The sequence below is a fragment of the Butyricicoccus sp. OF27-2pH9A genome (assembly GCF_027693185.1).
GTDB classification, from domain to species: domain Bacteria; phylum Bacillota; class Clostridia; order Oscillospirales; family Butyricicoccaceae; genus Agathobaculum; species Agathobaculum butyriciproducens.
The window spans coordinates 89,459-112,448 of record NZ_JAQEXK010000007.1; the positions used below are offsets into that span (position 1 = coordinate 89,459).

At 50.3% G+C, this 22,990-nt stretch carries 27 protein-coding genes; 11 read left to right on the forward strand and 16 right to left on the reverse strand.

Translation table 11 applies throughout. The features are described 5' to 3' along the window. Positions 1 to 50: 50 nt before the first annotated feature. Positions 51 to 1,214 carry a glycoside hydrolase family 3 protein gene (locus tag PG722_RS07275; protein ID WP_270580117.1) on the reverse strand — a complete coding sequence of 388 codons (1,164 nt, stop codon included), beginning with the start codon at positions 1,212 to 1,214 and terminating at the stop codon, positions 51 to 53. Positions 1,215 to 1,450: 236 nt separating this feature from the next. Here PG722_RS07275 and PG722_RS07280 point away from each other — a divergent pair, with 236 nt between their 5' ends. From PG722_RS07280 to PG722_RS07310, 7 genes are all read left to right on the forward strand, one after another. Next, positions 1,451 to 2,161 carry a flavodoxin family protein gene (locus PG722_RS07280; RefSeq protein WP_270580118.1) on the forward strand — a complete coding sequence of 237 codons (711 nt, stop codon included), beginning with the start codon at positions 1,451 to 1,453 and terminating at the stop codon, positions 2,159 to 2,161. Beyond that, on the forward strand, positions 2,161 to 2,484 hold the full coding sequence (locus PG722_RS07285) for a TfoX/Sxy family protein (protein ID WP_117555256.1): 324 nt from the start codon (positions 2,161 to 2,163) through the stop codon (positions 2,482 to 2,484). The genes PG722_RS07280 and PG722_RS07285 overlap by 1 nt, the downstream gene beginning before the upstream one ends. 12 nt (positions 2,485 to 2,496) lie before the next feature. Then, positions 2,497 to 3,429 carry a tRNA glutamyl-Q(34) synthetase GluQRS gene (gene gluQRS, locus PG722_RS07290; protein ID WP_270580121.1) on the forward strand — a complete coding sequence of 311 codons (933 nt, stop codon included), beginning with the start codon at positions 2,497 to 2,499 and terminating at the stop codon, positions 3,427 to 3,429. A gap of 1,094 nt (positions 3,430 to 4,523) precedes the next feature. Beyond that, positions 4,524 to 4,901, forward strand: a complete 378-nt coding sequence (locus tag PG722_RS07295) for a GntR family transcriptional regulator (protein ID WP_117752382.1) — start codon at positions 4,524 to 4,526, stop codon at positions 4,899 to 4,901. Next, positions 4,894 to 5,598 carry an ABC transporter ATP-binding protein gene (locus PG722_RS07300; protein ID WP_110435051.1) on the forward strand — a complete coding sequence of 235 codons (705 nt, stop codon included), beginning with the start codon at positions 4,894 to 4,896 and terminating at the stop codon, positions 5,596 to 5,598. Before PG722_RS07295 ends, PG722_RS07300 begins: the two co-directional genes overlap by 8 nt. Next, on the forward strand, positions 5,592 to 6,392 hold the full coding sequence (locus PG722_RS07305; protein ID WP_270384088.1) for a hypothetical protein: 801 nt from the start codon (positions 5,592 to 5,594) through the stop codon (positions 6,390 to 6,392). The genes PG722_RS07300 and PG722_RS07305 overlap by 7 nt, the downstream gene beginning before the upstream one ends. A 92-nt stretch (positions 6,393 to 6,484) precedes the next feature. After that, positions 6,485 to 7,294: a hypothetical protein gene (locus PG722_RS07310; RefSeq protein WP_270580122.1), complete on the forward strand. Its 810-nt coding sequence runs from the start codon at positions 6,485 to 6,487 to the stop codon at positions 7,292 to 7,294. A 284-nt stretch (positions 7,295 to 7,578) separates the two neighbouring features. Here the strand turns inward: PG722_RS07310 and PG722_RS07315 are convergent, their stop codons facing one another. Next, positions 7,579 to 8,229 (reverse strand): YczE/YyaS/YitT family protein, encoded by a 651-nt coding sequence (locus tag PG722_RS07315; protein ID WP_270580123.1) that lies wholly within the window; start codon positions 8,227 to 8,229, stop codon positions 7,579 to 7,581. Positions 8,230 to 8,335: 106 nt separating this feature from the next. Continuing rightward, positions 8,336 to 9,049: a helix-turn-helix transcriptional regulator gene (locus tag PG722_RS07320; RefSeq protein WP_270580124.1), complete on the reverse strand. Its 714-nt coding sequence runs from the start codon at positions 9,047 to 9,049 to the stop codon at positions 8,336 to 8,338. Between the two features lie 358 nt (positions 9,050 to 9,407). On the opposite strand from PG722_RS07320, the gene PG722_RS07325 reads away from it, so the two are divergent. Further along, positions 9,408 to 9,893: a phosphate-starvation-inducible PsiE family protein gene (locus PG722_RS07325; RefSeq protein ID WP_270580125.1), complete on the forward strand. Its 486-nt coding sequence runs from the start codon at positions 9,408 to 9,410 to the stop codon at positions 9,891 to 9,893. Positions 9,894 to 9,960: 67 nt separating this feature from the next. Here the strand turns inward: PG722_RS07325 and PG722_RS07330 are convergent, their stop codons facing one another. Continuing rightward, entirely contained in the window at positions 9,961 to 10,587 is a 627-nt protein-coding gene (locus PG722_RS07330) for a hypothetical protein (protein WP_270580127.1), read from the reverse strand. 133 nt (positions 10,588 to 10,720) lie between these two features. On the opposite strand from PG722_RS07330, the gene PG722_RS07335 reads away from it, so the two are divergent. Next, positions 10,721 to 10,918: an Arc family DNA-binding protein gene (locus PG722_RS07335; protein ID WP_158574392.1), complete on the forward strand. Its 198-nt coding sequence runs from the start codon at positions 10,721 to 10,723 to the stop codon at positions 10,916 to 10,918. A 72-nt stretch (positions 10,919 to 10,990) separates the two neighbouring features. Here the strand turns inward: PG722_RS07335 and spo0A are convergent, their stop codons facing one another. The 6 genes from spo0A to PG722_RS07365 form a co-directional block, all read right to left on the reverse strand. Further along, positions 10,991 to 11,740, reverse strand: a complete 750-nt coding sequence (spo0A, locus tag PG722_RS07340; RefSeq protein ID WP_270580128.1) for a sporulation transcription factor Spo0A — start codon at positions 11,738 to 11,740, stop codon at positions 10,991 to 10,993. Positions 11,741 to 12,099: 359 nt separating this feature from the next. Then, positions 12,100 to 13,107, reverse strand: coding sequence for a SpoIVB peptidase (gene spoIVB, locus PG722_RS07345; protein WP_270580129.1), 1,008 nt, complete (start codon positions 13,105 to 13,107; stop codon positions 12,100 to 12,102). Between the two features lie 178 nt (positions 13,108 to 13,285). Beyond that, positions 13,286 to 13,912, reverse strand: coding sequence for an ECF transporter S component (locus PG722_RS07350; RefSeq protein WP_118360774.1), 627 nt, complete (start codon positions 13,910 to 13,912; stop codon positions 13,286 to 13,288). A gap of 94 nt (positions 13,913 to 14,006) precedes the next feature. After that, a complete protein-coding gene (locus tag PG722_RS07355; protein WP_270580130.1) occupies positions 14,007 to 14,777 on the reverse strand; it encodes a type III pantothenate kinase in 771 nt (256 codons plus the stop codon). Positions 14,778 to 14,861: 84 nt separating this feature from the next. Next, a complete protein-coding gene (locus tag PG722_RS07360; protein ID WP_119215105.1) occupies positions 14,862 to 15,215 on the reverse strand; it encodes a putative ABC transporter permease in 354 nt (117 codons plus the stop codon). 330 nt (positions 15,216 to 15,545) lie between these two features. Next, a complete protein-coding gene (locus PG722_RS07365) occupies positions 15,546 to 16,148 on the reverse strand; it encodes a Type 1 glutamine amidotransferase-like domain-containing protein (RefSeq protein WP_007888235.1) in 603 nt (200 codons plus the stop codon). 292 nt (positions 16,149 to 16,440) lie between these two features. Here PG722_RS07365 and PG722_RS07370 point away from each other — a divergent pair, with 292 nt between their 5' ends. Beyond that, entirely contained in the window at positions 16,441 to 16,698 is a 258-nt protein-coding gene (locus tag PG722_RS07370) for a DUF6061 family protein (protein ID WP_009321643.1), read from the forward strand. A 133-nt stretch (positions 16,699 to 16,831) separates the two neighbouring features. Here the strand turns inward: PG722_RS07370 and PG722_RS07375 are convergent, their stop codons facing one another. The 6 genes from PG722_RS07375 to PG722_RS07400 all read right to left on the reverse strand — a co-directional run bounded on the left by PG722_RS07375 (position 16,832) and on the right by PG722_RS07400 (position 22,183). Next, entirely contained in the window at positions 16,832 to 18,151 is a 1,320-nt protein-coding gene (locus PG722_RS07375; protein WP_270580133.1) for an MATE family efflux transporter, read from the reverse strand. Next, on the reverse strand, positions 18,141 to 18,599 hold the full coding sequence (locus tag PG722_RS07380) for a MarR family transcriptional regulator (RefSeq protein WP_108817235.1): 459 nt from the start codon (positions 18,597 to 18,599) through the stop codon (positions 18,141 to 18,143). The genes PG722_RS07375 and PG722_RS07380 overlap by 11 nt, the downstream gene beginning before the upstream one ends. Before the next feature lie 155 nt (positions 18,600 to 18,754). After that, on the reverse strand, positions 18,755 to 19,459 hold the full coding sequence (locus tag PG722_RS07385; protein WP_021369328.1) for a DUF6040 family protein: 705 nt from the start codon (positions 19,457 to 19,459) through the stop codon (positions 18,755 to 18,757). Further along, entirely contained in the window at positions 19,443 to 21,164 is a 1,722-nt protein-coding gene (locus PG722_RS07390) for a MobA/MobL family protein (protein WP_009243741.1), read from the reverse strand. The genes PG722_RS07385 and PG722_RS07390 overlap by 17 nt, the downstream gene beginning before the upstream one ends. Before the next feature lie 328 nt (positions 21,165 to 21,492). After that, the gene (locus PG722_RS07395; protein ID WP_431733225.1) at positions 21,493 to 21,837 is read right to left on the reverse strand and encodes a hypothetical protein; all 345 of its coding nucleotides are present in this window, start codon (positions 21,835 to 21,837) and stop codon (positions 21,493 to 21,495) included. Between the two features lie 115 nt (positions 21,838 to 21,952). Next, positions 21,953 to 22,183 carry a helix-turn-helix domain-containing protein gene (locus PG722_RS07400; RefSeq protein ID WP_002578307.1) on the reverse strand — a complete coding sequence of 77 codons (231 nt, stop codon included), beginning with the start codon at positions 22,181 to 22,183 and terminating at the stop codon, positions 21,953 to 21,955. A 175-nt stretch (positions 22,184 to 22,358) separates the two neighbouring features. On the opposite strand from PG722_RS07400, the gene PG722_RS07405 reads away from it, so the two are divergent. Continuing rightward, positions 22,359 to 22,988, forward strand: a complete 630-nt coding sequence (locus PG722_RS07405; protein WP_117347817.1) for a helix-turn-helix domain-containing protein — start codon at positions 22,359 to 22,361, stop codon at positions 22,986 to 22,988. The last annotated feature ends 2 nt before the right edge of the window (positions 22,989 to 22,990 follow it).

The window sequence follows — 22,990 nt, forward strand, 5'->3', positions numbered from 1 at the left end:
ATAGCGCAGAGTCCCGGCTTTGTCAAGCGACAAGGCCGGGACTCTGTTGTTTACGCATCATAGGAAATCAGTCCAAGCTGCATTTTCCAGTCGATGACACGCACGGCGGAAGCGTGAATCTGCGATTTGGAAATCGTGCCGTCCTGCACGGCAGCAAGCACGGCGTTGTACTGGGTCTCGAAATCCGACGAGGTGAGCATATCATTGCCCGCCTGCACGGCAAGCACCGCCGCGTTTTCGCCGCCGGTGTAATCGCGGATGGCATCCATGATGAGGTCATCGGTCAGGATTACGCCGTCAAAGCCGAGTTCCTCGCGGAGAATGCGGTGCACCTCGGCGGAGAGCGATGCCGGCCGGTCGGCGTCCATGCAGTTTACCACATTATGGCTGACGAGAACCGACTGCGCCCCGCTTTCGATGCCCGCCTCGAACGGCAGGAAATCCGACTGCCGGAAGGTGTCCATCGGCCGCTCGTCGATGGCGATGCCGGTGTGCGTGTCCGCGTTATTGCCGTAGCCGGGGAAGTGCTTGAGCACCATGCCGGTCTTGTCGCTGACCATCTGCGTAACCACCGTGCGGACGTATGTGCCGGTCTGCTCGGCGTCCATGCCGAAGCTGCGCGCGTAAATAAAATCGCTCGGGTCGGTCGAAACGTCGCACACGGGTGCAAAATTGACGTTGATACCCAAATCGCGCAGCAGCGCGTCTTTCTCGGCGGTGTCGCTCGTGATGCGGTCAAAGCCGCCCTCGCTGTACAGCGCCTGCGGCGAGCGGAATTTCGCTGCACGGAACGCCGGGTTGGAGCTGACGCGCACGACCGTGCCGCCTTCCTCGTCCACGCCGATGAGCATGGGCGTTTTTGCGGCATTCTGGTAGGCTGCGATGGTATTTGCGACGGATTCTTTGGTCTGTCCGTCAAAATCGCGCGCAAACAGCAGATAACCGCCGATGTCGTACTGCGCGGTCAGCGCCGCCGCGTCGGTCTCCGGACAGCGCACGAAGAACATCTGCGCGACCTGCTCCTCGAGCGTCAAGCCGTCCGCATACTGCTCCGCCGCCGTCCGGCGGACCTCCTCCGGCGTGGGTTCCGGCTCGGGCTGCTCGACGGTCGGCGCGGACGGCGTTTCGTCCTTTGCGGCGGTGTCCGTGCTGCTGCAGGCCGTCAGTCCGGCACAGAGGAGACCCAGCAGCAGCGCAAGCATTCGTTTTTTCATGTGCGTCACCTCGTTTGCCTACATTATACAAGAAAGCAGGGGAGTTGTAAAGCATAGGGTGAATGTGGTAATATTACAAGGTAGGAGTTTGAAGGCAGGAGGATGCGTGAGAGCGGAGAGCGTGTCACTCGTCAATGATCTGCACCTGTGCAGCCGCAGGGGCGAAAAGTGCTCGCCCGCGCAGCGGAGAATCACACAATCCTGTCATTTGTTCCACACAAGAAAGGGTGTTCACTGTGAACATAACCATAATTTATCCGCACAAACGGAAAACCCAATCGTCCACCTACGGCATTGCACAGATGGTGCTCGACCGCCTGCTTTCGGGCGGCACGCTGCACGAATTTTATCTGCCGCAGGACATGCCGCATGTCTGCGCGGGCTGCTATGCGTGCATGAACGGCCGCGAGGACAAGTGCGGCGGGCACGATTACATGCAGAAGCTCATCGCTGCGATTGATGACTCCGAGCTGATCGTTTTCTGTGCGCCGACCTATGTTTACCACATTCCGGGGCAGGTCAAGACCCTGCTCGACCACTTTGCGTACCGTTGGCTGGTGCATCGTCCTGACCTGTCGCTGATGTGCAAGCAGGCGCTCATCATCACGACCGCAGCGGGCGGCGGCATGAAATCCACCGTCAGGGATTTGCGCGACAGCATGAACTACTGGGGCGTCGGCCGCACGCACGTTATCACGCAGGCTGTATGGGGATACGACTGGAGCAGCATGCCCGAGAATTTCATGCACAAAATCGAGCAAAAGGTGGAGAAAACGGTTTCTGCCATTCGGAAAAATGCCGGAAATGTTACGCCGTGCGCGAAGGTCAAGGGATTGTTTTATATGTACCGCCTGTTCCATAAAAAGCGCAAAATGAATCCCGTTGACGACGAATACTGGTATCAAAAAGGCTATGTGACGGGGAAACCTTGGAAAAGAGGACGATAATGGCAACCACAAAAGAATTTCTTGCGGAAATATTAGACCGCCTGTCCGGACTGGACGGCGTAACGCATCGACCCATGATGGGGGAGTACATACTCTATTACAACGGCAAAATCGTCGGCGGAATTTATGATAACCGCCTGTTGGTCAAGCCGGTCAAAGCTGCGCTAAGCTGCCTTCCGGATGCGCCTTATGAATTTCCGTACGACGGCGCAAAACCCATGCTGCGGGTGACGAAAACCGACGATGCCGCCCTCCTGCAGAAGCTGCTGCGTGCCATGTATGACGAACTTCCGGCACCGAAACCCAAGAAGAAAAAGCAATAAGGAGTGAAAAACATGCACACCATCGGACGTTTTGCACCCAGTCCGAGCGGCCGCATGCACCTCGGCAACGTGCTGTGCGCGCTGCTGGCATGGCTGAGTGCGCGGCAGCAGAACGGCGAATTTCTACTGCGGATTGAGGATTTGGACGAAATGCGCTGTCCGCGCAGCTTCGCGGATTTAATTATCGACGATCTGCGGTGGTTAGGGTTAGACTGGGACGGCGAAATCCCGTATCAGTCCGAGCGCACGGCTGTTTACGAGAAATACGAGGCGATTCTGCGCGAAAAAGGTCTGCTGTACCCGTGTTTCTGCTCGAGAGCGGCCCTGCACGCCGCAAGCGCGCCGCACCTGTCGGACGGGCGCGTGGTCTATGCGGGAACGTGCCGCGACCTGACACCCGAAGAGGTCGCGGAGAAGCGAAAGAAGCGTGCGCCTGCAACGCGCGTGCGCGTTCCCGAGCGCACCATCACATTCATGGACGGCGTGTACGGCGATTACACTGAAACGCTCACCGAGGAGTGCGGTGACTTCATCATCCGGCGGTCGGACGGCGTGTTCGCGTATCAGCTGGCGGTTGTGGTGGATGACGGCCTGTCCGGCGTGAACGAGGTCGTGCGCGGGCACGATCTCATCGGCAGTACGCCGCGCCAAATCTGGCTGTATGAGCTGTTCGGCTTCACGCCGCCGAAATTTATCCATATCCCGCTGCTGTGCGACCATGACGGACGCCGCCTGTCCAAGCGCGATGAGGACCTCGACCTCGGCCTCCTGCGGGAAAAATTCACACCCGAGCAGGTCATCGGCGCACTCGCCTGCGCCGCAGGACTGACCGACACCGCAGAGCCGGTTGCCGCGAAGGAGCTCGTGAAAGCGTTTTCGTGGGAGAAGATTCCGAAGCATGAGCTGTACCTGCCGAACGTGTTTCGAGACATCGAGAAAAATTGAGAATGGAAAATGGAGAATGGAGAATTACCGTAAGGGTTTTCCGTTCTCCGTTTTTGTTTATCGGGTGTTATTTTATGGCATATATTTTTATCATTTGCACGATTTATGCCGTAGGGTGCGATAAGGTAAAGTCTAACATCAATTATAATTCGCAGGTGCCGTCCGCAACAACGCGCAAACGAGTTGCGCGACACAGACATGTCGCGCCTGCGGAGATGAAACCGCATGTGTAGCAGAACGGTATCTGACATTGCGAATAGGTTGCGAAAGACACGGAAGAAAAAATCCTCTGCCGTTTCCCATGTCGGAGCGGTCACATGTAGGCAATCTGCGCCAGATTAGGAAGCAAGGGAAAGGTAGGAGTTCAAAGAGGAAGGAAAACCGTAGGTTGTCCCTTCCTTTTTGCCCCCGCGGCGGGCGCCGCAACGTCCCGCCGTCCGCAGACGGCGAATCCCCACCGCTGAATCTCAGCGAAAAACACCCCGCCCGTTAGGGCGAACCCGCCTGCGGCAGTTCGCGTGCCCCGGTCAGCCGGTGCAGAAAAAAGAGCCGCCCGTTAGGGGCGACCCCGCCTGCGGCAGTTCGCGTGCCCCGGTCAGCCGGTGCAGAAAAAAGAGCCGCCCGTTAGGGGCGACCCCGCCTGCGGCAGTTCGCGTGCCCCGGTCAGCCGGTGCAGAAAAAAGAGCCGCCCGTTAGGGGCGACCCCGCCTGCGGCAGTTCGCGTGCCCCGGTCAGCCGGTGCAGAAAAAAGAGCCGCCCGTTAGGGGCGACCCCGCCTGCGGCAGTTCGCGTGCCCCGGTCAGCCGGTGCAGAAAAAAGAGCCGCCCGTTAGGGGCGACCCCGCCTGCGGCAGTTCGCGTGCCCCGGTCAGCCGGTGCAGAAAAAAGAGCCGCCCGTTAGGGGCGACCCCGCCTGCGGCAGTTCGCGTGCCCCGGTCAGCCGGTGCAGGAAAAGGAGCCGCCCGTTAGGGTCGAACCCGCTTACGCAGTTCGCGCACCCCGCAGGGCGGTGCAGAAAAATTTCAGCAAAGGCTATTGACAAATCTGTATACTTGTATTATTATCATAATACAATAAAACGAAAGGAGAGAGCTTATGCAATGGGAATTGCGGGGGGATCGTCCGATCTATCAACAGCTTGTGGAAAAGCTGACCGAGCAGATCGTCAGCGGACAGCTTGCGGCGGGTGAAAAGGTACCGCCGGTGCGCGAGCTGGCGGCTCAGGCGGGTGTCAACCCGAACACCATGCAGCGTGCGCTTGCGGAAATGGAGCGCGAAGGCCTGATGTTCACCAACCGCACGAGCGGACGCTATGTAACGGAGGACAGAGAAATGATTGGTAAGGTAAGAGAGCAAATCGCGGGAGAGCGCATCACGGAATTTCTGTCCGGCATGAGCCAGCTTGGCTTCACCGAGCAGGACATTGTGGCGCTTCTGGAGAAACGCAGTGGGGAGGAGAAGAAAAATGGATAACAACGAACTGGTTATCTGTCAGGGTCTGACAAAAAACTACGGTAAAAAGACCGCGCTCAATAATCTGAATCTGACGCTCGGCCGCGGACAATTTATCGGTCTGCTCGGCCCGAACGGTTCGGGCAAAACAACGACTATCAAGCTGCTGAACGGTCTGCTGCAGCCGACAAGCGGCTCGGTGCTCATTGACGGTCAGGCGCCGGGCACCTACACGCACAGCATCATCAGCTATCTGCCCGACAAAAACTATCTCAACGATGCGATGAAGGTCAACGACCTGATTTCGTTCTTTGCGGATTTTTACACGGATTTTGACCGCGTAAAGGCAACCGACATGCTGGATTCGCTGCAGATCGACCCGCTCAGCCGTCTGAAAACGCTCAGCAAGGGCAATCAGGAGAAGGTGCAGCTCATCCTCACCATGAGCCGCAAGGCGCAGCTGTATGTGCTCGATGAGCCGATCGCGGGTGTTGATCCGGCGGCGCGCGACTACATTCTGAGCACCATTCTCTCGAATTACAGCGAGGACGCGTCCGTTCTGCTGTCTACGCACCTCATCGCGGATGTGGAGCGTGTGCTCGATGAGGTTATTTTCCTCAAGGAAGGCGCGATGGTGCTGCACGATACGGTTGACCATATCCGCGAGGAACACGGAAAATCGGTTGACGCACTGTTCCGGGAGGTGTTTGCATGTTAAAGCTGCTGAAATATGAGTGGAAAGCCTGTGCGCGTATCTGTCTGCCGCTGTACGGCGTGCTGATCTTAATGTCGTTCGTCACACACCTGCTGTACAGTATCCCGCAGAACAGCACGTTCGGCTTTATGCTGCCGGCCATCAGCTCCATGCTGTATATGGGCGTGATGATGGCGGCATTTGTGGTAACGGCTGTCATTCTCATCCAGCGTTTTTACAAAAACCTGCTCGGCAGTGAGGGCTACCTCATGTTCACCCTGCCGGTCACGGTGACGCAGCATTTGCTCAGTAAAACCATTATCGCGGTGGTTATGATCGCGCTGAGCGGCATCGCGGCGTTCCTCAGCATCGGCATTTTTGCCGATATGTCCTTCGGCACCCTGTTTGTCGATATGATAAAGGGTGTGGCGCGGAGCGGCGGCCTGCTGTTCGGGCTGGAGCTGCTCGTGCTGGCTGTCCTCGGCATTGCGGGTATGGCGCTGTTCCTCTACCTGTGCATCGCGCTCGGCCATCTGGCGAGCAAGCACCGCCTGCTGATGTCGGTCGTGTGGTACGTTGTTCTTTCTACCGCCCTGCAGGTTCTCCTGCTTCTGGTGATGATGGGCGGGGGCAATGTCATGCCGGAGGCGCTTGCCGATGCGATGGTACGCTGGCTTGACAGCACCATGCAGACCATCACGCCGATGGATGCGGCGCATCTCATGCTGCGGTTCTGCTGCGTATTCGAACTCATCAGCGATGCGGTGTATTTCCTTGTGACGCGCTGGATTCTCACGCACAGGCTCAATCTCGAATAACAGAAAAAGGATACACACTTGTGTATCCTTTTTCTCTTGCCTGAACGGTATATCTCTGGTATGATGGAGGTAGTAAAAGGGAGGTGTGTCCTGTGAAATGTCAGCACTGTGGTATCCATTTTGACGATGAGGAACGCGTATGTCCGATGTGCGGCGCACGCGCGGGCAGCAAGGGCCGCATGACGAGACCCGAGCCGAAATGGCGCGGCAAGCCGCGCGAGACCTACACCGAATATCATCCGACGATAGAGAACAGCAGCTCGGCGAAAACGGCTAAGAGCAAGTCGCGTCCTATCCAGGATAAGCCCAAGAAAAAACGCGCAAAGGGTGCGGTGATTGCGATAATTGTTATCGCTCTGCTGCAGTTTGTGCCGACGCTGATCGCGTTCGTGGTGGATGATCTGGTGCCGGAAATCGAGAGCAGCTTCGGAAATTCCCCCGCGCCGGATTACGATTCGGATTACAGCTATGCGGCGCAGGATCTCAGCAGCATTCTCGGCACGGACAGCGGCATGGTGATCGATAACAGCGACACCTTCCGTCTGCACTACGACCAGTCGAGTGATGAATGGGCGATTCTGTATACCTCGGCGGACGGCGGCACGTTCAAGAGCACGGCCGACGCGTGGTGTCTGTACGACGACCCCGACGAGTATTACTATCCGGAGGCGTATCCGTCCGATCAGTACGATATGTACACGGTTGCGTTCACGCTGTACGATACCGAGGTGGTAGGGAGCCTGCCCGACTGGTGTCAGTCGGTAGCCGATAGCGGCGATGATATTTGGCTGAATTTGTATGTCAGCAAAACCGATGATACACTGCTCATCGAGGATATGGATGGGATTGGCCTGTTCGGCACAGCAGACCCGGTTCCGTATTATCGGGCGCAGGATGTGTGATTTTGTAAAAAACGTGAAAAACAACAGCCCCGGTTCTGTCACTTGACAAAACCGGGGCGCCGCGCTGTAATATAGCTGCAAACGGCGGCTCGCTGCACCGAGCCGCCGTTCCCAATAGCTGAAGTATTTGAGGAAATGCCGCTCCGGTCTACGGGGCGGTTTTTGTGTTTTACGGGAGAATTTTGTGCATATGCAAAAGAAAAGGGCAGACCCAATGAGTGAGATGGTTCAGTGCCGGAGATGCGACCACAAATAAATTGAAATTGATAATGAAAAATGGAGAATTACCGCTTTCCGGAAATTCTCGCAATGGTTTCCGTCACATTTTCCTGATGAACTTTTGCCGGACGGAACCGCACGGCTGCAAAATTGAGGTTGATCAACGGACCCAGTCCGACGGCGGAAATAATGGTGCCGATACCGACCGGACCGCCGAGAAAGAAGCCGATGACCGTTACGAGCACATCCACGACCGCGCGGCACACGCCGGCAGACCGCCCGAACTTACGCGCGAGCGCGACCATCAGCGCGTCACGGGGGCCGCTGCCGAGCGCGCTTTTCATGTACAGCCAGGTGCCGAGCGCAAGCAGCTCCAGACCGCCGATGAGCATGGCAATGCCGCTCACCAATCCGTGCATCTGCGGGATGAGGTGCGCCGCCTGAATCGCGTCGATTATGACTGCGCAGCCCGCAATGTTGATGATCGTGCCTAAGCCGAAGCTCTCGCCGAAGAGCACGGCCGTGAGGATGGCTGCCGCGCCTGCGATAGCGGACGCTGTGCCGTAGGTCATGCCGGTTCGCAGCGACATGCCCTGCTGCAGCACGCTCCACGGCTCGAGTCCGACATTCGCCTGCAGCATCATCGCAATGCCGATCGAACTGACCGCAACACCCAGAATCAGCCAGAACAACCGGCGCATGTACTCTCGAAACATAATGTATACCTCCTGTGAGCAATTTAGCAGATAAAAAAGTGAAACGGCAGAACCGCGAGCATTCCGCTCGGATTCTGCCGTTTTTGTCATTTGCATTGTGAAAATGTTATTCCGAAGCGGAATTGCTGTCGTCCTTTTTAATCTGGGAAAGATAGCGGTACACACTGGCCTGCGAGCAGTGCAGCGCGTCGGCCACATCCTTGACCGCGCCCTTCAGCAGGAAGATACCGCCGTTTTCAAGCGAAGCAATGATCTGCATGCGCTCGTCCGGCGTGAGACGGCCGGCGGTCACGCCGAGGCGGATCAGCTCGCGGCCGACCGCATCGCCTGCCACCGCGTCGATCGAGTTGTGGAAGCTCTCGGTCGTTGCCGGAACCGCTCGCGGGAACGGATCACCGGGTTCGGCCTGCTGCGGTGCGATATGGTCGTCGATAAAAATATCCGGATGACACAGCCGCAGCACGTTTTCGCTGGCGGCCAGATACCGGCTGTCGTCAAAGTTGATACACAGCATGCCGACCAGCTTGCCGTTGTGCTTGATGAACATTGTGCTCGAACGCAGCGTTTTGCCCTCGGCAGAGAGGCCGCAGTAGTGCAGGCGGTAGTCCTGCGTTTCGTAGCTTTTATCCATCAGGATTTTAAGCGCCACATTGGTAAGCGGTGCGCCGATCTCCCGGCCGCTGATGTGATTGTTGGCGATGGCTACTATGGAGCGGTTTTTGTCGGTCATATCATGCAGAGCAACCTCATAATCCGGTCCAAGTGCCTGTCCGAGAAATTCTGTCAGCTTGATGTAGTGCTGCAACAGCGGATTAGCCATTTGCCCACCCCGTTTCAAAGAATTTTCTTTGCAGTGCCTTTGATTGCATGGCATTGCCTTTTTATTGGTTTACTCTAATATTATTATAGCTTAACAATGATAAGTTTGTCAAAAAATAAACGCAAATAATTTCTCACAACAAAAATAAAAAGTTATTATGCAAAATAACTAAAATGAGGATAAAGTGCATAAAAAACTTGTGAGAAACCAGTAAACCATACAAAACTTGTTAAAATAATTGACAAGGCGCAAAAACTATGTTAAATTTATATCAAGAAATGAGACACAGACTGATAAAAAATTACAAAACTGCAGAAAAGGGAATGTAAAAATGAGGAGTAGAGAAAGGGAGACTGCCATGAATTCTGATTTTCGAGACAAGCTCTCCAACGCCGCAACAGCGGTTGAGATCACCCTTGGCATGGTGATCCTGATCGCGTGCATCGTGTCCGGTATCGGCATGGTCGCCATGACCGATATGAACAAGCTGTTCGGTGATCCGGCGTATCTGCAGGCACGCATGAGTTCGGCCTGCCTGATCATCATCGGCATCGAGCTGATCAAGATGATTACCAGCTACACCATCGACTCGGTGGTTGACGTTATGCTCCTCGCCATCGCGCGTCAGATGATCGTCGAGCATACCTCGCCGATCGAGAATCTGATCGCCGTGCTGTCGATCGGCATCCTGTTCGTGATCCGGAAGTATCTGTATATTTCGCGTCTGGACCGCCGCCGCAGCAAGAAGGAGATCGAGGAGGACGTCCGCGCAGAGGTTCTCGGCGTGGAAAACCGTAACGAGCCGAAAAAGCCGGAACCGCCCGAGATTGGCTCATTGATTTGACATAAGGAAAATGCATATCACCTGAAAACCGCAGCGCCCGAGAGGGCGCTGCGGTTTTTTGCACGCTTTATTGATTGCTGGAAGTGTCATCCGGCAGTGAGATTTCTTGGGTCAGATCAATATGGCTTTCTTCGACGGGATTTGGAATATCAGGATGACCAGTATAATAGGCCTGAGATAGCGTACTGTACAGTTCGCTACAGCTTGCACAGATATTTCTGTAAAACGCACTAGATGTTTTAACAGGCTGAGCAATAAAAGGTTCATCAATAAATTGGTCGTTAAATAGAGTAACGCGAACTTTCAGGGATTTGCATGCTTCGGAATCTGACAGGCCACTGCCAACACCGATGATGGCGCCAATACCGCCTGCGAGGATACCGCCGACAATAGCACGACCGACAGGACTACCATTTTGCATAGAGGTCATATCACTGAGCACAGATACATCCTTTATTTGAGAAAAGGAAAAAGTCAGGGTTGATTTCATATTTTCCATTAATACACAGATTTTTTGATGCGTGTCGTCAAAATGCCATCTTCTCCACTGTCTCGTACATGTAAATCCATCAGGATATTTTGAAGGAGTTAAGTTTTTCTGTTCTTCCTTAGCATTTTCATTTATTGCTTCAATCCAAAATTTGATTAGTAAAATTGATAATCCTATAATAAGGATGGAGAAAACAATTGCCATAATTACAGTTTGGTTCATCACTTCAGCTCCGTTTCTTTTCTGATAGTATACCACATAACACTACACTTGTAAACATTTGTAATATACAAACACTACAAATAATCGGGTAGAATAATACAGAGGTATGATGATTATGGATAAAGAAGAAAAGTTTATTATTCGCGCAAAAAAGAGCTATGGAGAGACCTCGGTTGTGTCCTGCCGGATGCCGAATGAGGTGCTAAAACAGCTTGATCGCGTTGCCGCACGCACCGGACGCACACGCAATGAGCTGATCCTAAAGTGCGTGGAATTCGCACTCGACAAGCTGGAAATCGTGGACGAGCCTTAAATTATCTAAATAATAACACCGGCGCAGACTGTTATGGTCTGCGCCGGTGTTTCGTTTTTCGGTGATTGTTTTTTACGCCCCAAAACGCATCTGCAGGCGCAGCCGGTCGGCAATCATCGAGATAAATTCGCTATTGGTCGGTTTGCCCTTGATGCCCGAAACTGTGTAGCCGAAGTAATTCTGCAGGGTTTCGATGTCGCCGCGATCCCATGCGACCTCGATCGCGTGCCGGATGGCGCGCTCCACGCGGGAGGAGGTCGTCTTGAACTTTTTGGCAATCGACGGATACAGCACCTTGGTGATGGCGCTGACCGACTCGATATCCTCGACCGCCATCATGATGGCCTCGCGCAGATACTGGTAGCCCTTGATGTGTGCCGGCACGCCCACCTGATGAATCACCTCGGTCACGCGGAGCTCAAGCGCCATGCTTTCCTCGGCCTTGACCGCGCGCAGCTGACCGGTCCGCCACAGGCGAAGTCGTTCGCAGACCGCCTGCGGCTCCATCGGCTTGCGCAGGAACAGATCCACGCCGAGCGCCGCGCATTCCGCGCCGATCTGCGGACTTGCAAACGCCGAGAATACCATCACCGCCGGATGCGGTCCGTCCTGTTCGTGCAGGCGGCTGAGTACGCTCATGCCGTCCATCACCGGCAGCATCAGTTCAATGATAAGTACATCCGGCCGCAGTTCATTGACCGCGGAAAGTGCCTTTTCGCCGTTTTCCGCAATGCCGACCAGCTCAAAATCGTCCGCACTGTCCAGCACCGCCGACATGCGCGCGCAAAATTCGGTGTCGTCGTCTGCAAGTAAAATTCTCATTTTCTCATTCATATATCATAACCAGCTTTCCGATAAAGTTTATCTCTTTTTCTTGGCAATAGATTACCATATACTACCATAACTTGCAAGACCTTTTGTAAAAATATGGACAGAAAATTGCAGACAGAATTCGACAAAATCTGTCGATTTACCCGAAACGACCGGTCAGACCGACCGCTTTTGCAATTCCCGCATATTTTCAAAATTCCCCGGAAATAGACAAAATACAAGCAAAACTGCGGTTTTCGACAACAAAACAGTGGTTATCAACCCGAAAGAAAGGGCGCACAATGTGCGCCCCTGCGGAAATGGTAAGCCGTTGCAAAACGCCTGCCTGTGCGAATTCTCCACTCTTTCTGTCAGCTTGCCGCCAGCATTTTCTCCATCGAAATGCCATACCCTTCCATCGGATTATCGACCAGCACATGCGTTACCGCGCCGATCAGCTTGCCGTTCTGCAGGATCGGACTGCCGCTCATGCCCTGCACGATGCCGCCGGTTTTCTCCGCAAGCTGCGAATCGGTCACGCGGAGCATCATGCTGCGCCCGTATTCGTCGTTCGCCGGATAGAGCTTGACAATCTGGACAGAATAACGCTGCACGCTGTCGCCGTCCACGTTGGACAGGATTTCCGCGTCACCGATTTTGATTTCGTCTGCCGACGCGACCGGCACGCACTGCAGCTCGCTGTACAGCGAATCGTCCGTTATGGTGCCGAAAATGCCGCTTTCTGTGTTCTGCGCCACGGTTCCGAGCGCTTTTTCGGTCGAAAATTCGCCCTGCAGCGAACCCGGTTCACCCGCCTTGCCGCGCTGCACGCTGCTCACCGTCGAGTGGATGATCGTGCCCTCCTGCAGCGGCAGCAGCACGCCGGTCTCGCTGTCGCAGATGCCGTGACCGAGCGAGCCGAACGCGCCGGTCTGCGGGTCAACGTAGGTCAGTGTGCCGATTCCTGCCAGACTGTCGCGCGCGAGCACGCCGATGCGGTACGCACCGGTCTTGTCCCTGCACGGCGTTACCGTGACGCTTTTCTCTGCGTCTCCGCGCTCGAGCGTCAGCTTGATCGGCTGTCCCGCCGAGAGCGCGACCTGCTTCTGCAGATCATCGTTCGAGTGCAGCGCGGTCTCACCGGCGCGGCACAGCACATCGCCCTCCTGCACGCCCGCCTCCTTCGCAGGGGAGTGCGTGCCGTCCGCGCCCTGCACCTCGGTCAGCTGCACGATCAGCACGCCCTCCGCCTGCATTTTGATGCCGACCGTGTGCCCGATCGGGATGACCTCGGCGATTTTTGCCGCCTGCGCGGAGACTGTCACCGCAAACAGCAGGAACAGGGCGAGCGCCGTGCGTTTTGCGTGATTTTTTTGCATTTTTTCACCTCCGCTATTACTATGCCGCGCGGAGCATGAAAACAACGCTGTGAACCTTTTCTATTCTGCCGGACATTTGGCGGCACGGAAATTCTCTGGGCGCGGAAAGGTTTTCCGGGAACGCAAAACGGCAGTTTCTCTGCGAAAAATGAGAGAAACTGCCGCAATTAGCAATTATTTATTCTGCTTTTGCAGGTGCACGATGACCGAGGAACGATGCTACCGCACGGGCGAGCACGCCGCCGACCGCACAGCCGACGATGATCTCGATCAGACCCTGTACGCCGACCAGTGCAACCACGAAGGACAGCGGGTTAGCCACGCCGAGAGAGGCAACGCGCTCCTGAATGTAGTCGGTCTTGTAGAACACCAGAACGATGTAACCCATGAAGAAAATGGTATTCAGCAACGGCGCGGACATCGCACCGACGAAATAGCTCCAGCTTTTCTTGCGGTCCATGCGGCGCAGCACGCGGAACAGCAGGCCGACACACCAGCCCATCAGCACGCGCATGACAACGCACAGAACGAAGGTGTTGATCGGGCTGATCTGGAAGAACATGCCGGTCATACCGCCGCCTGCAAGCGCATCCTTAAAGCTGACACAGCCGAATACGCCGCCGAGAATCGCACCGGCGGTCGGGCCCATGGTCATCGCGCCGACAGCGATCGGCACGGTCAGGAACGACATGTACAGCGGGCCGACCGGCACGCTGCCCAGACCCATCAGCTTCATCACGACCTCGATCGCCGCCAGCAGCGCCAGCTGCGCGAGATACCGTACATTGGTAGTTTTGTTATTCATTTGTAATTCCTCCTGCTGCCGTCCTGCTTTGACAGGTACAGCGCAATACAAAAATTGTGGTGGTCAGCGATAGAAATTCGCTGCCAAATCTCTTTCAACCCCGATTTTTCTTCCAAATCAGGTGCAGACCGTCGAGCACAAGGCTTTCATCGTACTCGAACGGGATACGCAGATAGGGAGTGACGAGCGGCGCAAGCTCTCCGGTGAGCACGACGTAGGGCGTTTCTCCGAGCGCCTCCGCAAAGCGTTCGACCATGCCGTCCACGAGCGACGCCGCGCCGTAAACCGCGCCGACGCGCATGGCATCGACCGTGTTCCGGGCGAGAATGCCCTCGTCCTTGGCGTCGATGGCGACCGCCGGAAGCTGCGCTGCCTGCTCGCGGAGCGCGAGCAGACTCAGCTGCACGCCCGCCGTGATGGCCGAGCCGACCAGCGCACCGGCCCCATCGAGCGCGGTGAACGTGGTCGCGGTGCCGAGCGTAACTGCCACGCACGGCAGCTTTCCCTTTGCACGGGCGGCCACCGCAGCGGCTACGCGGTCCGAGCCGACCTGCCGCGGCTGCTCGGAGCGGATGTTGAGTCCGGTCTTGACGCCGCTTGATACCTCGATGACATCGCGGATGCCGAGCAGGCGCAGCGCACCCTCGAGCACGCCGACCATGCTTGGAACGACCGAGCTGACAATACCGCCGTGGATGCGGCGCACGTTCACGCCGTACAGCAAAAGCACCTGCTGCAGCTTGCAGGCGTAGTCATCGCGCGTCAGCTTGGGCTCGGTTGCGATGGAGGCAGAAAAAACCTGTCCGTCCTCCTCATAGCCGCCGAGCAAAACGCGGCTGTTTCCTGCATTGACTGCAATCAGCATGGTGTGTCTCCTTTTCTGCATAGTTTACCACTATTATAAGACATTGAAAACCGTATTGCAAGGGGAGAGGTACACATTTCTGCCTTATTTCGGCAGCATGATCGGTGCGGAGAGCAGCGCCCACAGCGCCGCGTATTTCGGGCAGATCTGTCCTTGAACGTTGCCGAATTCATGCGAGTAATCCCACACGCGCAGCCGGAAATGCCGGTTGACCGTGCAGCCGACCACATATTCTGCCGCCGTGATGCATGCCGCGCCGCACAGGCAGCGGGAGAGCGGGTTTTCCTCGTGTACGCGCCGCCGCAGCTGCCGCAGACCGACCAGAACCGCACCGCCGGTCAGCGCCATGGTCCAGTGGGTGCGTCCGCGCCAGAGAAGCTCAAGCGCGGCGTAGCCGGCCGCGCCCAGCGCAAAGACTGCGGGAGTTTGTAGTTTCATTTTCATCACCGCATTTATTTTGCCCGGAATGGCTGGATTTACGCAAGGGTGGAGTAATTGAGAATTGAGAATGAGCGTGGAGATTTGACATTTTCCATTCTCAATTTGGCATACGCGCAAAATAAAAAGGAGAGAGCACAGCGTTCTCTCCTTGAATACAGCAAAGGGATCAGTCCTCCCTTGTACCTTTTGTGTTGATATAAGCCTATCCGCCAAAACCTTCATCGATTTGACGGAACTTTAAGCATTGGAAAAGGAGCGAGGTGGGGTTTAACCTTGCTCCTATCGGTCAGAATATGCTATTCAGTTCAACAAACTGGAATTTTCAAATTAGTCTTTGCAAATAACCTTTGAATCTTCACCATCAATTACAATTCCCTGACGGTTGTTAATTGGGCATAGATTCAAATCCGAAAACTCAGTCATTATTTTCTCAGTAACTTTCTTAAATGGTGCTGTAAGATAATGCGGAAGAACATAGAAATCAATCAAATCAATCCCTGCATCATCTTCTTGTGAGTAGTCCTCCGGCTTTTCATCCATTTGCTCGATATATTGGATGCTTGGAGCGCATATAATTGCGCCTGCCGACTCGCCGATCATCAATTTTCCATTTGCCAATTCCTTTTTCAGCAGTCCATCAGTTCCCGTTTTACGGAGCTGGTCCATAAGAAAGAAAGAATTTCCGCCGGTAAAATATATCACATCTGCTTCTTCAAAAACAGACTGTATCGTTGAATAAGCCTCCGTTGAAATATCAATTTCAGTTACGATCGCTCCCAACTTTTTGAATAATTTTCGAGCCGAGCCGACATAACCGGTGTAGCCTTCACGCAGTGAAGCTGTTGGAATAAATGCGACTTTCTTATTTTCAATTTCTTCCTTTATCAGACTTCCTACACTTGAAAAGTGCGAACATAAAAATAATTTCATCAATATTCTCCTTTATAAATTTCGATTGAGATTTCATCTGTTTTAAGAAATTTAATAACTGTTATATTTTATTATTAAATTCTTCGCACCCCCTTGAAAACACTGGATTTGTCGCAGGTGAGCTTTCCCTTATTATTTCCCTTGTGTTATATCGTCCCATCAGTGTTTATGCACTCTGATAAGGGCAAATACAAGGGCAAGAAAAATCTATAAGACAGTATAACACAAAATAAAAGTGACATGGTGAACTGATTGAAATGCTTCTTAATTTTTGCTACTACTGATTGATTAAATGATAAGGAGATGGGATACGATGAGAACAATATTTGCAGAATACAATCCACAGTGCAACAGCATTGATGTATATACTAATACGGGCTATATACTCCGTATTGATTGTTGGGAAGCAGAAAAAAATTTAAGAACCACACCTGGATCTGATTGTGCTTTGACATCGCTTGCAATCGATGAGCCATTAGAATATGCAAGGTTATATCTTGATGGGAATTTACAGATGTGGGTAGATGCTGAAGATTCATTAGAGTTATGATTATTCCAATCAAAATCTACTAGAATTTATTAAAAATTAGCTTCATAATTTTAAAAGGACAGCCCTATTGCTATGAGGCTGTCCTTAAAAATACAATAGATAAACCTAGATTATTCTTGCTACTATCTGATTGTTAAATTTTCTGTATTCCATATTGCAAATCTCCCTTTTCGCAATATTTTATTAGTATGAATGCCAGAATCGCTGAAAAAACACGTGCCAATACCGTACTCCACCATATCATAATCTGTCCACCAAATAAAGGTGGTAAAACAAGCATAAATATCAGCATCAATACTGGTTCAATGAATGTAAGAATGTATGACAATCCACTTTTTTCAGTAGCATAAAATCCAGCTGTCGCTATTCTGGTAATCGCAACAAATGGTAATGACACTAAAAATATAGGTACAATTTTAGAAATCTCAATACTTACTTCATAAGAAGCTCCGAAAACCCCTCCAATATTTGCTCTGTTTACATACATGATAATTCCACCACAAACAGCAAGAATTATTGCAAAAATGTATGCCATTCTCTGAACTCCTCTCAGGCTTTCTTGATCCTTCTCACCATAAAAACGGCTCATTAAAGGTTGACTTCCATCACCTACGCCCTGCAATATGAGATATATGATACAGATAATATAGGATACACATGCATAAGTTGCAATAGCTTTTTCTCCCCCATAAGAAGCGGAGAATCGGTTTATAAACACCAATGAAATATTAGGAGTCAATGCTAGCCCAAATGGTGCAAGACCTACTCTGAATATAGCGCCATACATTTCTTTTACATTTTTTAAGGATACATACACATAAAACTTTTTATTATATAATGCGTATATGATTGCAATTGCTGCAGTCACACCCTGTCCGGCTATTGTAGCTGTGGCTGCACCTTTCATGCCCATTTCATATATCCATACAAAGATAAAATCCAGAACAATATTGGTTATGAATCCACCAACCATCGCAAACATTGACCAGAAAGAGTTTCCATAATTTCTAATGAATGGCATCATTCCAGTTCCAAGAATCTGCAATATTGCTCCAAGTGCTATAATTTTGATATAATCTGTCGCATTTGTTAATATAATTCCATCTGCTCCAAGCAATCCTAAAATTTTAGACGAAAAGGAGTAAATAATTATGGTACTGATAACACTTACTATTACAAGAAGCCACCAGCTTGTAGCAATAAATTCTTCTGCCCGTTTTCCTTTCTTTTCTGCTGCATTAATTGAGTAATAAACAGCTCCTCCCATACCAATTCCTGTTCCAAGAGCCTGAATCAAAGCCACAATCGGATATGCAATATTAATAGCCGAAAGTCCAGCATCTCCTATGGTATTGCCTACAAAATATCCATCCACTATCGCATATATTCCTGATAATGCAAATGCTATAATAGATGGAATAACATATTTAAAAAATAATGATTTATGATTCATTTTTCTTACAATCTCCTTCCTTGAAAAGTCTGATAAACAGCTCTGTATTATCATTAAGACTTTCTATATTCTCTAATCCCATTTTTTCGATTACATATATTTCTTTTGAGTGCAGTTTTTCTATGATATCTTTCGTATATTCCATTCCTGATTCTGTGAGGCATATCAGCTTATTTCTCTTGTCTGAATCATCAGATACCATATTGATGTATCCTTTTTTCTGAAAATCTTTTAGTATCGTATTTACCGTTTGCTTAGGTATATTCCATTTTTCACTTATCATTTTCTGCGTGCATCTTCCATTACTTTCATAAAATGAATACAAAGCAAAAACTCCATTTGAAGACAGTCCCTGATCCTTTGACCATTCCTCATACATTGCTGTACATTCTTTCCATAAAGCATAATATCGTTGCAACTGTATTATCATATTATTATCTTTTCTCATCTTTTTTCTCCTTAAATTAGTACGAATCCGGACTTTTATAGTATAGTCCGAGTTCGTACTAATTGTCAAGATTTATTTATATACTTTTTCTTTATATAAACAATCAATAGTCCCTTACTAAGGACAGGAAGATTATGAAATTTCTCTGTCCTCTTTTAATAATATCCTCGTTCTTCCATCCAGTCTTTCACATAACATCTGATTCCAATATAAATAATATGCGACAGTAATAGCAATACAATAAGATTTATCGGATTAGCGTTTTTAATCCATTCTCCAAAGTAAATTACAACAGCTGTACTCGTTATCGCTACCACGATACTGATGATATCCCAACAATATTTCCGGTAGATTTTTCCTACCTGATAACCAATCCCGATTATCAGCCACCCGGTTATTACGAATAAAATTGCCATGACAGTACCGGCAATCAGCCAGTACACAATCCCGGAAAGAATACTGTTAGGTATTCCACTGCTTAACTGTCCGAAAGAGTCTGCACCTGTCACAAACTCCCGAAATAAACTTCCCATTCCTTTTCCTAACGCACCGAAAAAGACGATACAGTCGTTAAGGAAAACCGGCGAAAGAATCGCAGTAAACAGTGTTGTTGTTATGCTGTACCATGCCAGTAGAAACAAGATACTTTCATAACCAATCGTCATATTTTTATATTTCTTTTCTAACTGGCTTTTACGGCTATCGCATTTTTCTTTTGCTTTCCGGTAAGCAGTACGGTCACATTTTTCACATTTCTCATAAGGCACTTTTTTCTCAACAGCTACCTCTACCGTCTTTTGGTGTGTCTGTGCATAAAGTTTTTCCTGCTCTGCTTTTTCATACTTAAATTTCCATGCCACGGCTTCTGCGTCGGCTCTTTTCCTGCTGTCTGTCTCGCTGGTCAATCGTTCCTCTGTTTGCCTTAATCTTGTCCGCAATGCTTCGATATTCTCGGCTCTGTTTTCGCTGTTCAATTTCTCGTTCAAGGTCAGCGATTCGCTTAGCTGCCTGTTTAGTTCCTGGATTGTCTGGTCTTTCTGATCCAGTTCGTCCTGCATCTGTTCGGTCATCAGCAGAAGTTCTTCCACCTGCCCGACGTTCTCTAAGTTTCTGCATTCGCTCATCGATCTCCCTCGCTTTCTCTATCTGCTGTTTAAGGTCAGCAATTCGCTGTTCTGTTTCTGCAATAAGCTGTTCTCGTTGTTCAGCTTCTGCGTTAATTCCTGCCATTGCTGATTCTCGTTTTCCAACTGTTCGATTCTGGTTTTCTGTTGCTCGATCTGTGAGAGCAGTTCTTCTGTATCTGGCAAAAGATTTAGCAGCCTGGATAATTCGCTGTTTAAGCTTTTTAAACTCTGGTTCTGCTCCTGAAAAGACAGGAGCTGCCTGTCCCGTTCCTGCAATTCCTGTACCATCTCTGCCATAAGATTCTGCTGTTCCTCGATCTGGTTTATCATTGTCTCCATCATGGGAATGACTTCCCGGCTTTCTTCTAATGTCACGCAATCGCTCCTTCCATTGTGTTAATGCACTGGATACTTTTCCAAAAGAAATCTGTATTTTATCCAGCAGTGCATTTTGTCTTTTTATGATCTGGTTTTCCTCTACTTTCCATGAAGTAGAGGATGTCTGTCCGTTTTGAAATTTCTCGTCAATTTTTCTGGCATCTGCGCCCTCATGGATCGTCGGTATCTCTAATTTTCCCTGCCTTGCATAAGAACGGTGGTCAATGTGATTTTCCGTTTTCAAATGTGCATTACAGACGTTTGCCCATTCGCTCCGCCATAGCTCACAATTTTTCGGATTGTTCCACCCGGTAGCATCGGTTAATACACGTTTCCACTGTTTGCGGTTCCTTGTCCCGACTTTCTGGACTCCATTTTCATCAAGTACGGGGATTCGGATTCCATGACGGTCAGGGTTCTTTTTATCCTGCCACCAGTCCGGATGGGATTCATCCACCACAATATTTCCATTTTCATCTCTGACAAACTCCCAATCCTTGATTTCTTTGTTCCCCCATGAGTGGTCTGGATTGAATGGTCGCATCGTCACAAGTAAATGCACATGGGGATTTCCATCTCCTTTATCGTGGATACTCCAGTCCGCACACATTCCCTTATCTACAAAGGTCTTTTGAATATATTCAGTTGTATAATCAATCTGTTCCTGTCGGCTCCATTCTTTCGGAAGCGAAAATTCAAATGACCTGCCGAGTTGTGCATCCGAGGTCTTCTCAATCTTCAAAACTTCATTCCATAAACGCTGTTTCTGAAAAGTAAGTTTAAATTTTCCCAGTGCAGCATCTTTGTTATCTGCTCTTTTATATCGGGCAGATTTCTGAAACCGTCTGATATTTTCAGCAGGTACGTTCAGCCATTCCTGTGGTGCATTTTCACACATCAACAGGCTGGTATAAACGACTTCTTTTTTGGCAGTGTAGTAGCTGATCCTGCCTGTTTCTTCATTTTTCATCACATCACCATTGAGATACGCAGATGCTGATATGATGGATTTCCCTTTGCTGCGTCCAACAATCTTTACTGTATAATGAAAAATCGCCATGCTCCGTTTCCCCCTTTCTGCCGTATCCGGCTTTGATTTCCGGCAGGTAACGTTTTCCCAAAAAGAAAATGGTATCTGCCGGAACGCCCTCTGCGTAAGAGTGCCCTGTGCATAACAGCCTGCATGGAATGCGCCCCTCTGGCGAAGAGTGCCTCCTGCGGCATGAGCAGGTCTGGCTGAAAGCCCCGCCGACGGAACGAGCCCGGCAAGCATAAGCGCAGACCGGTTGCCACCTGTGGCAAACTTATACGGACGACCTCTGGTTGTCCATAAGTGCGCCCTTCATGAAAAAGCAATGAAGGGAATGGAAAATCCACTCCCTCCGGCATTACACTTCCTCCGTATTCGCAACTGGCTCTTTCTGCATTGCCTTTGAGAAGAATTTCCCATTTGCTTCCTGCCTTTTTAAGAAGCCGATCAGCTTTGGGATATCATCTTCCTCAATCGCAGAACCCAGCACCGATTCCACCGCACCACCAATCTGGCAGAGCCTGTGTGTCCGCTTTTTAGTTTCCACATCTTTCTGACGTTTCTTCAGTTCCCGTTTCTGTGCTGCATACTGTTTTGCTTTCTCAAGGCTTTCCTGTTCTTTCTTTTCCAACTGGAGCATACGCTCCTCATAACTCTTTGTTGATCTTGCCATAAATATCATCGTCCTTTCTTTTTCTTCCAAACATAAGTTTCCTGTTGTCTGTCAGACGAAGTACATGGTATAATCTGTTTGCGTGTAGGTATATCATGACTCCGGTCTGATAGAACCTTTGGCGGTTTCTTCGGGAACCGCTTTTTTAAGTTGAACCGTTTCTTGTGACTGCTTTCACATTTCCCTTATCCCTCAAGTCTCTGCCCTCGTTGGCTTCCATAAAAAGTTCCAGCATATCCGTTTTGATCAGGACTTTTCTCCCAACCTTTAATACCGGAAGTTTCTTCCATTCCACCAGTTTTCTCAGGGTGTTCCTGCCGATTCCCGTATAATCAGCAGCTTCTTCAATAGATAAGGCAATCTTTCTTTGTGTCATATGACCACCTCCTTTTAAATTGCATTATGCAATTTCATTTGTGCTGTCAGTATAGCGTGTTTATATTGCTTTGTCAAGCATTATGAAATTTCATTCGTTTTCTATAAATTGCATATTGCAATATATTTTGTTGCGTGGTATAGTAATGACATACCGAAAAAGGAGGCACATCAGCATGAAAGATAAAGAACTACGCAAGCTGATCGGCAGCAGGGCAAAACAGCGCCGTCTCGAATTAAATCTGACACAGCCTTATGTCGCAGAGAAGATGGGAGTTACCGCTTCCACAATCCTGCGTTATGAGAATGGTTCGATTGACAATACCAAAAAGATGGTACTGGAAGGTCTTTCGGAAGCACTTCATGTATCGATTGAATGGCTCAAAGGGGAAACCGATGAATATGAAACTGATATTACGGATAAGAAGGAATTGCAGATTCGTGATGTGATGGGCGATATTCTCAAACAGTTACCTCTTGATCTTAATAAAACAGAAGACGCTTTTTCTAAAGACTTACTGCTGTTAATGTTAAAGCAATATGAACTGTTTCTGGATTCGTTTCAGTTCGCCTGTAAAAATTACAAAGGCAGTACCAAAGATGCGGACATTGCCAAAGTAATGGGATTCGAATCGAAAGATGAATATAATGAGATTATGTTTCTCAGAGAGATCACACATACTGTCAACGCATTTAACGATATGGCAGATGTGATAAGGCTCTATTCAAAGAAACCGGAAGCAGCCGAACAAAGACTTGCCAATCTTTTATCCGAAGTTATGTATGAGGATTCTGAATCGGTATAGTA

What these genes read in the sequence shown, in the direction of transcription:
- PG722_RS07275 (WP_270580117.1), bottom strand. Translation starts at nt 1,214, where the DNA reads ATGAAAAAACGAATGCTTGCGCTGCTGCTGGGTCTCCTCTGTGCCGGA.
- PG722_RS07285 (WP_117555256.1), top strand. Translation starts at nt 2,161, where the DNA reads ATGGCAACCACAAAAGAATTTCTTGCGGAAATATTAGACCGCCTGTCC.
- gluQRS (WP_270580121.1), top strand. Translation starts at nt 2,497, where the DNA reads ATGCACACCATCGGACGTTTTGCACCCAGTCCGAGCGGCCGCATGCAC.
- PG722_RS07295 (WP_117752382.1), top strand. Translation starts at nt 4,524, where the DNA reads ATGCAATGGGAATTGCGGGGGGATCGTCCGATCTATCAACAGCTTGTG.
- PG722_RS07300 (WP_110435051.1), top strand. Translation starts at nt 4,894, where the DNA reads ATGGATAACAACGAACTGGTTATCTGTCAGGGTCTGACAAAAAACTAC.
- PG722_RS07305 (WP_270384088.1), top strand. Translation starts at nt 5,592, where the DNA reads ATGTTAAAGCTGCTGAAATATGAGTGGAAAGCCTGTGCGCGTATCTGT.
- PG722_RS07315 (WP_270580123.1), bottom strand. Translation starts at nt 8,229, where the DNA reads ATGTTTCGAGAGTACATGCGCCGGTTGTTCTGGCTGATTCTGGGTGTT.
- PG722_RS07320 (WP_270580124.1), bottom strand. Translation starts at nt 9,049, where the DNA reads ATGGCTAATCCGCTGTTGCAGCACTACATCAAGCTGACAGAATTTCTC.
- PG722_RS07325 (WP_270580125.1), top strand. Translation starts at nt 9,408, where the DNA reads ATGAATTCTGATTTTCGAGACAAGCTCTCCAACGCCGCAACAGCGGTT.
- PG722_RS07330 (WP_270580127.1), bottom strand. Translation starts at nt 10,587, where the DNA reads ATGGCAATTGTTTTCTCCATCCTTATTATAGGATTATCAATTTTACTA.
- PG722_RS07335 (WP_158574392.1), top strand. Translation starts at nt 10,721, where the DNA reads ATGGATAAAGAAGAAAAGTTTATTATTCGCGCAAAAAAGAGCTATGGA.
- spo0A (WP_270580128.1), bottom strand. Translation starts at nt 11,740, where the DNA reads ATGAGAATTTTACTTGCAGACGACGACACCGAATTTTGCGCGCGCATG.
- spoIVB (WP_270580129.1), bottom strand. Translation starts at nt 13,107, where the DNA reads ATGCAAAAAAATCACGCAAAACGCACGGCGCTCGCCCTGTTCCTGCTG.
- PG722_RS07350 (WP_118360774.1), bottom strand. Translation starts at nt 13,912, where the DNA reads ATGAATAACAAAACTACCAATGTACGGTATCTCGCGCAGCTGGCGCTG.
- PG722_RS07355 (WP_270580130.1), bottom strand. Translation starts at nt 14,777, where the DNA reads ATGCTGATTGCAGTCAATGCAGGAAACAGCCGCGTTTTGCTCGGCGGC.
- PG722_RS07360 (WP_119215105.1), bottom strand. Translation starts at nt 15,215, where the DNA reads ATGAAACTACAAACTCCCGCAGTCTTTGCGCTGGGCGCGGCCGGCTAC.
- PG722_RS07365 (WP_007888235.1), bottom strand. Translation starts at nt 16,148, where the DNA reads ATGAAATTATTTTTATGTTCGCACTTTTCAAGTGTAGGAAGTCTGATA.
- PG722_RS07370 (WP_009321643.1), top strand. Translation starts at nt 16,441, where the DNA reads ATGATAAGGAGATGGGATACGATGAGAACAATATTTGCAGAATACAAT.
- PG722_RS07375 (WP_270580133.1), bottom strand. Translation starts at nt 18,151, where the DNA reads ATGAATCATAAATCATTATTTTTTAAATATGTTATTCCATCTATTATA.
- PG722_RS07380 (WP_108817235.1), bottom strand. Translation starts at nt 18,599, where the DNA reads ATGAGAAAAGATAATAATATGATAATACAGTTGCAACGATATTATGCT.
- PG722_RS07390 (WP_009243741.1), bottom strand. Translation starts at nt 21,164, where the DNA reads ATGGCGATTTTTCATTATACAGTAAAGATTGTTGGACGCAGCAAAGGG.
- PG722_RS07400 (WP_002578307.1), bottom strand. Translation starts at nt 22,183, where the DNA reads ATGACACAAAGAAAGATTGCCTTATCTATTGAAGAAGCTGCTGATTAT.
- PG722_RS07405 (WP_117347817.1), top strand. Translation starts at nt 22,359, where the DNA reads ATGAAAGATAAAGAACTACGCAAGCTGATCGGCAGCAGGGCAAAACAG.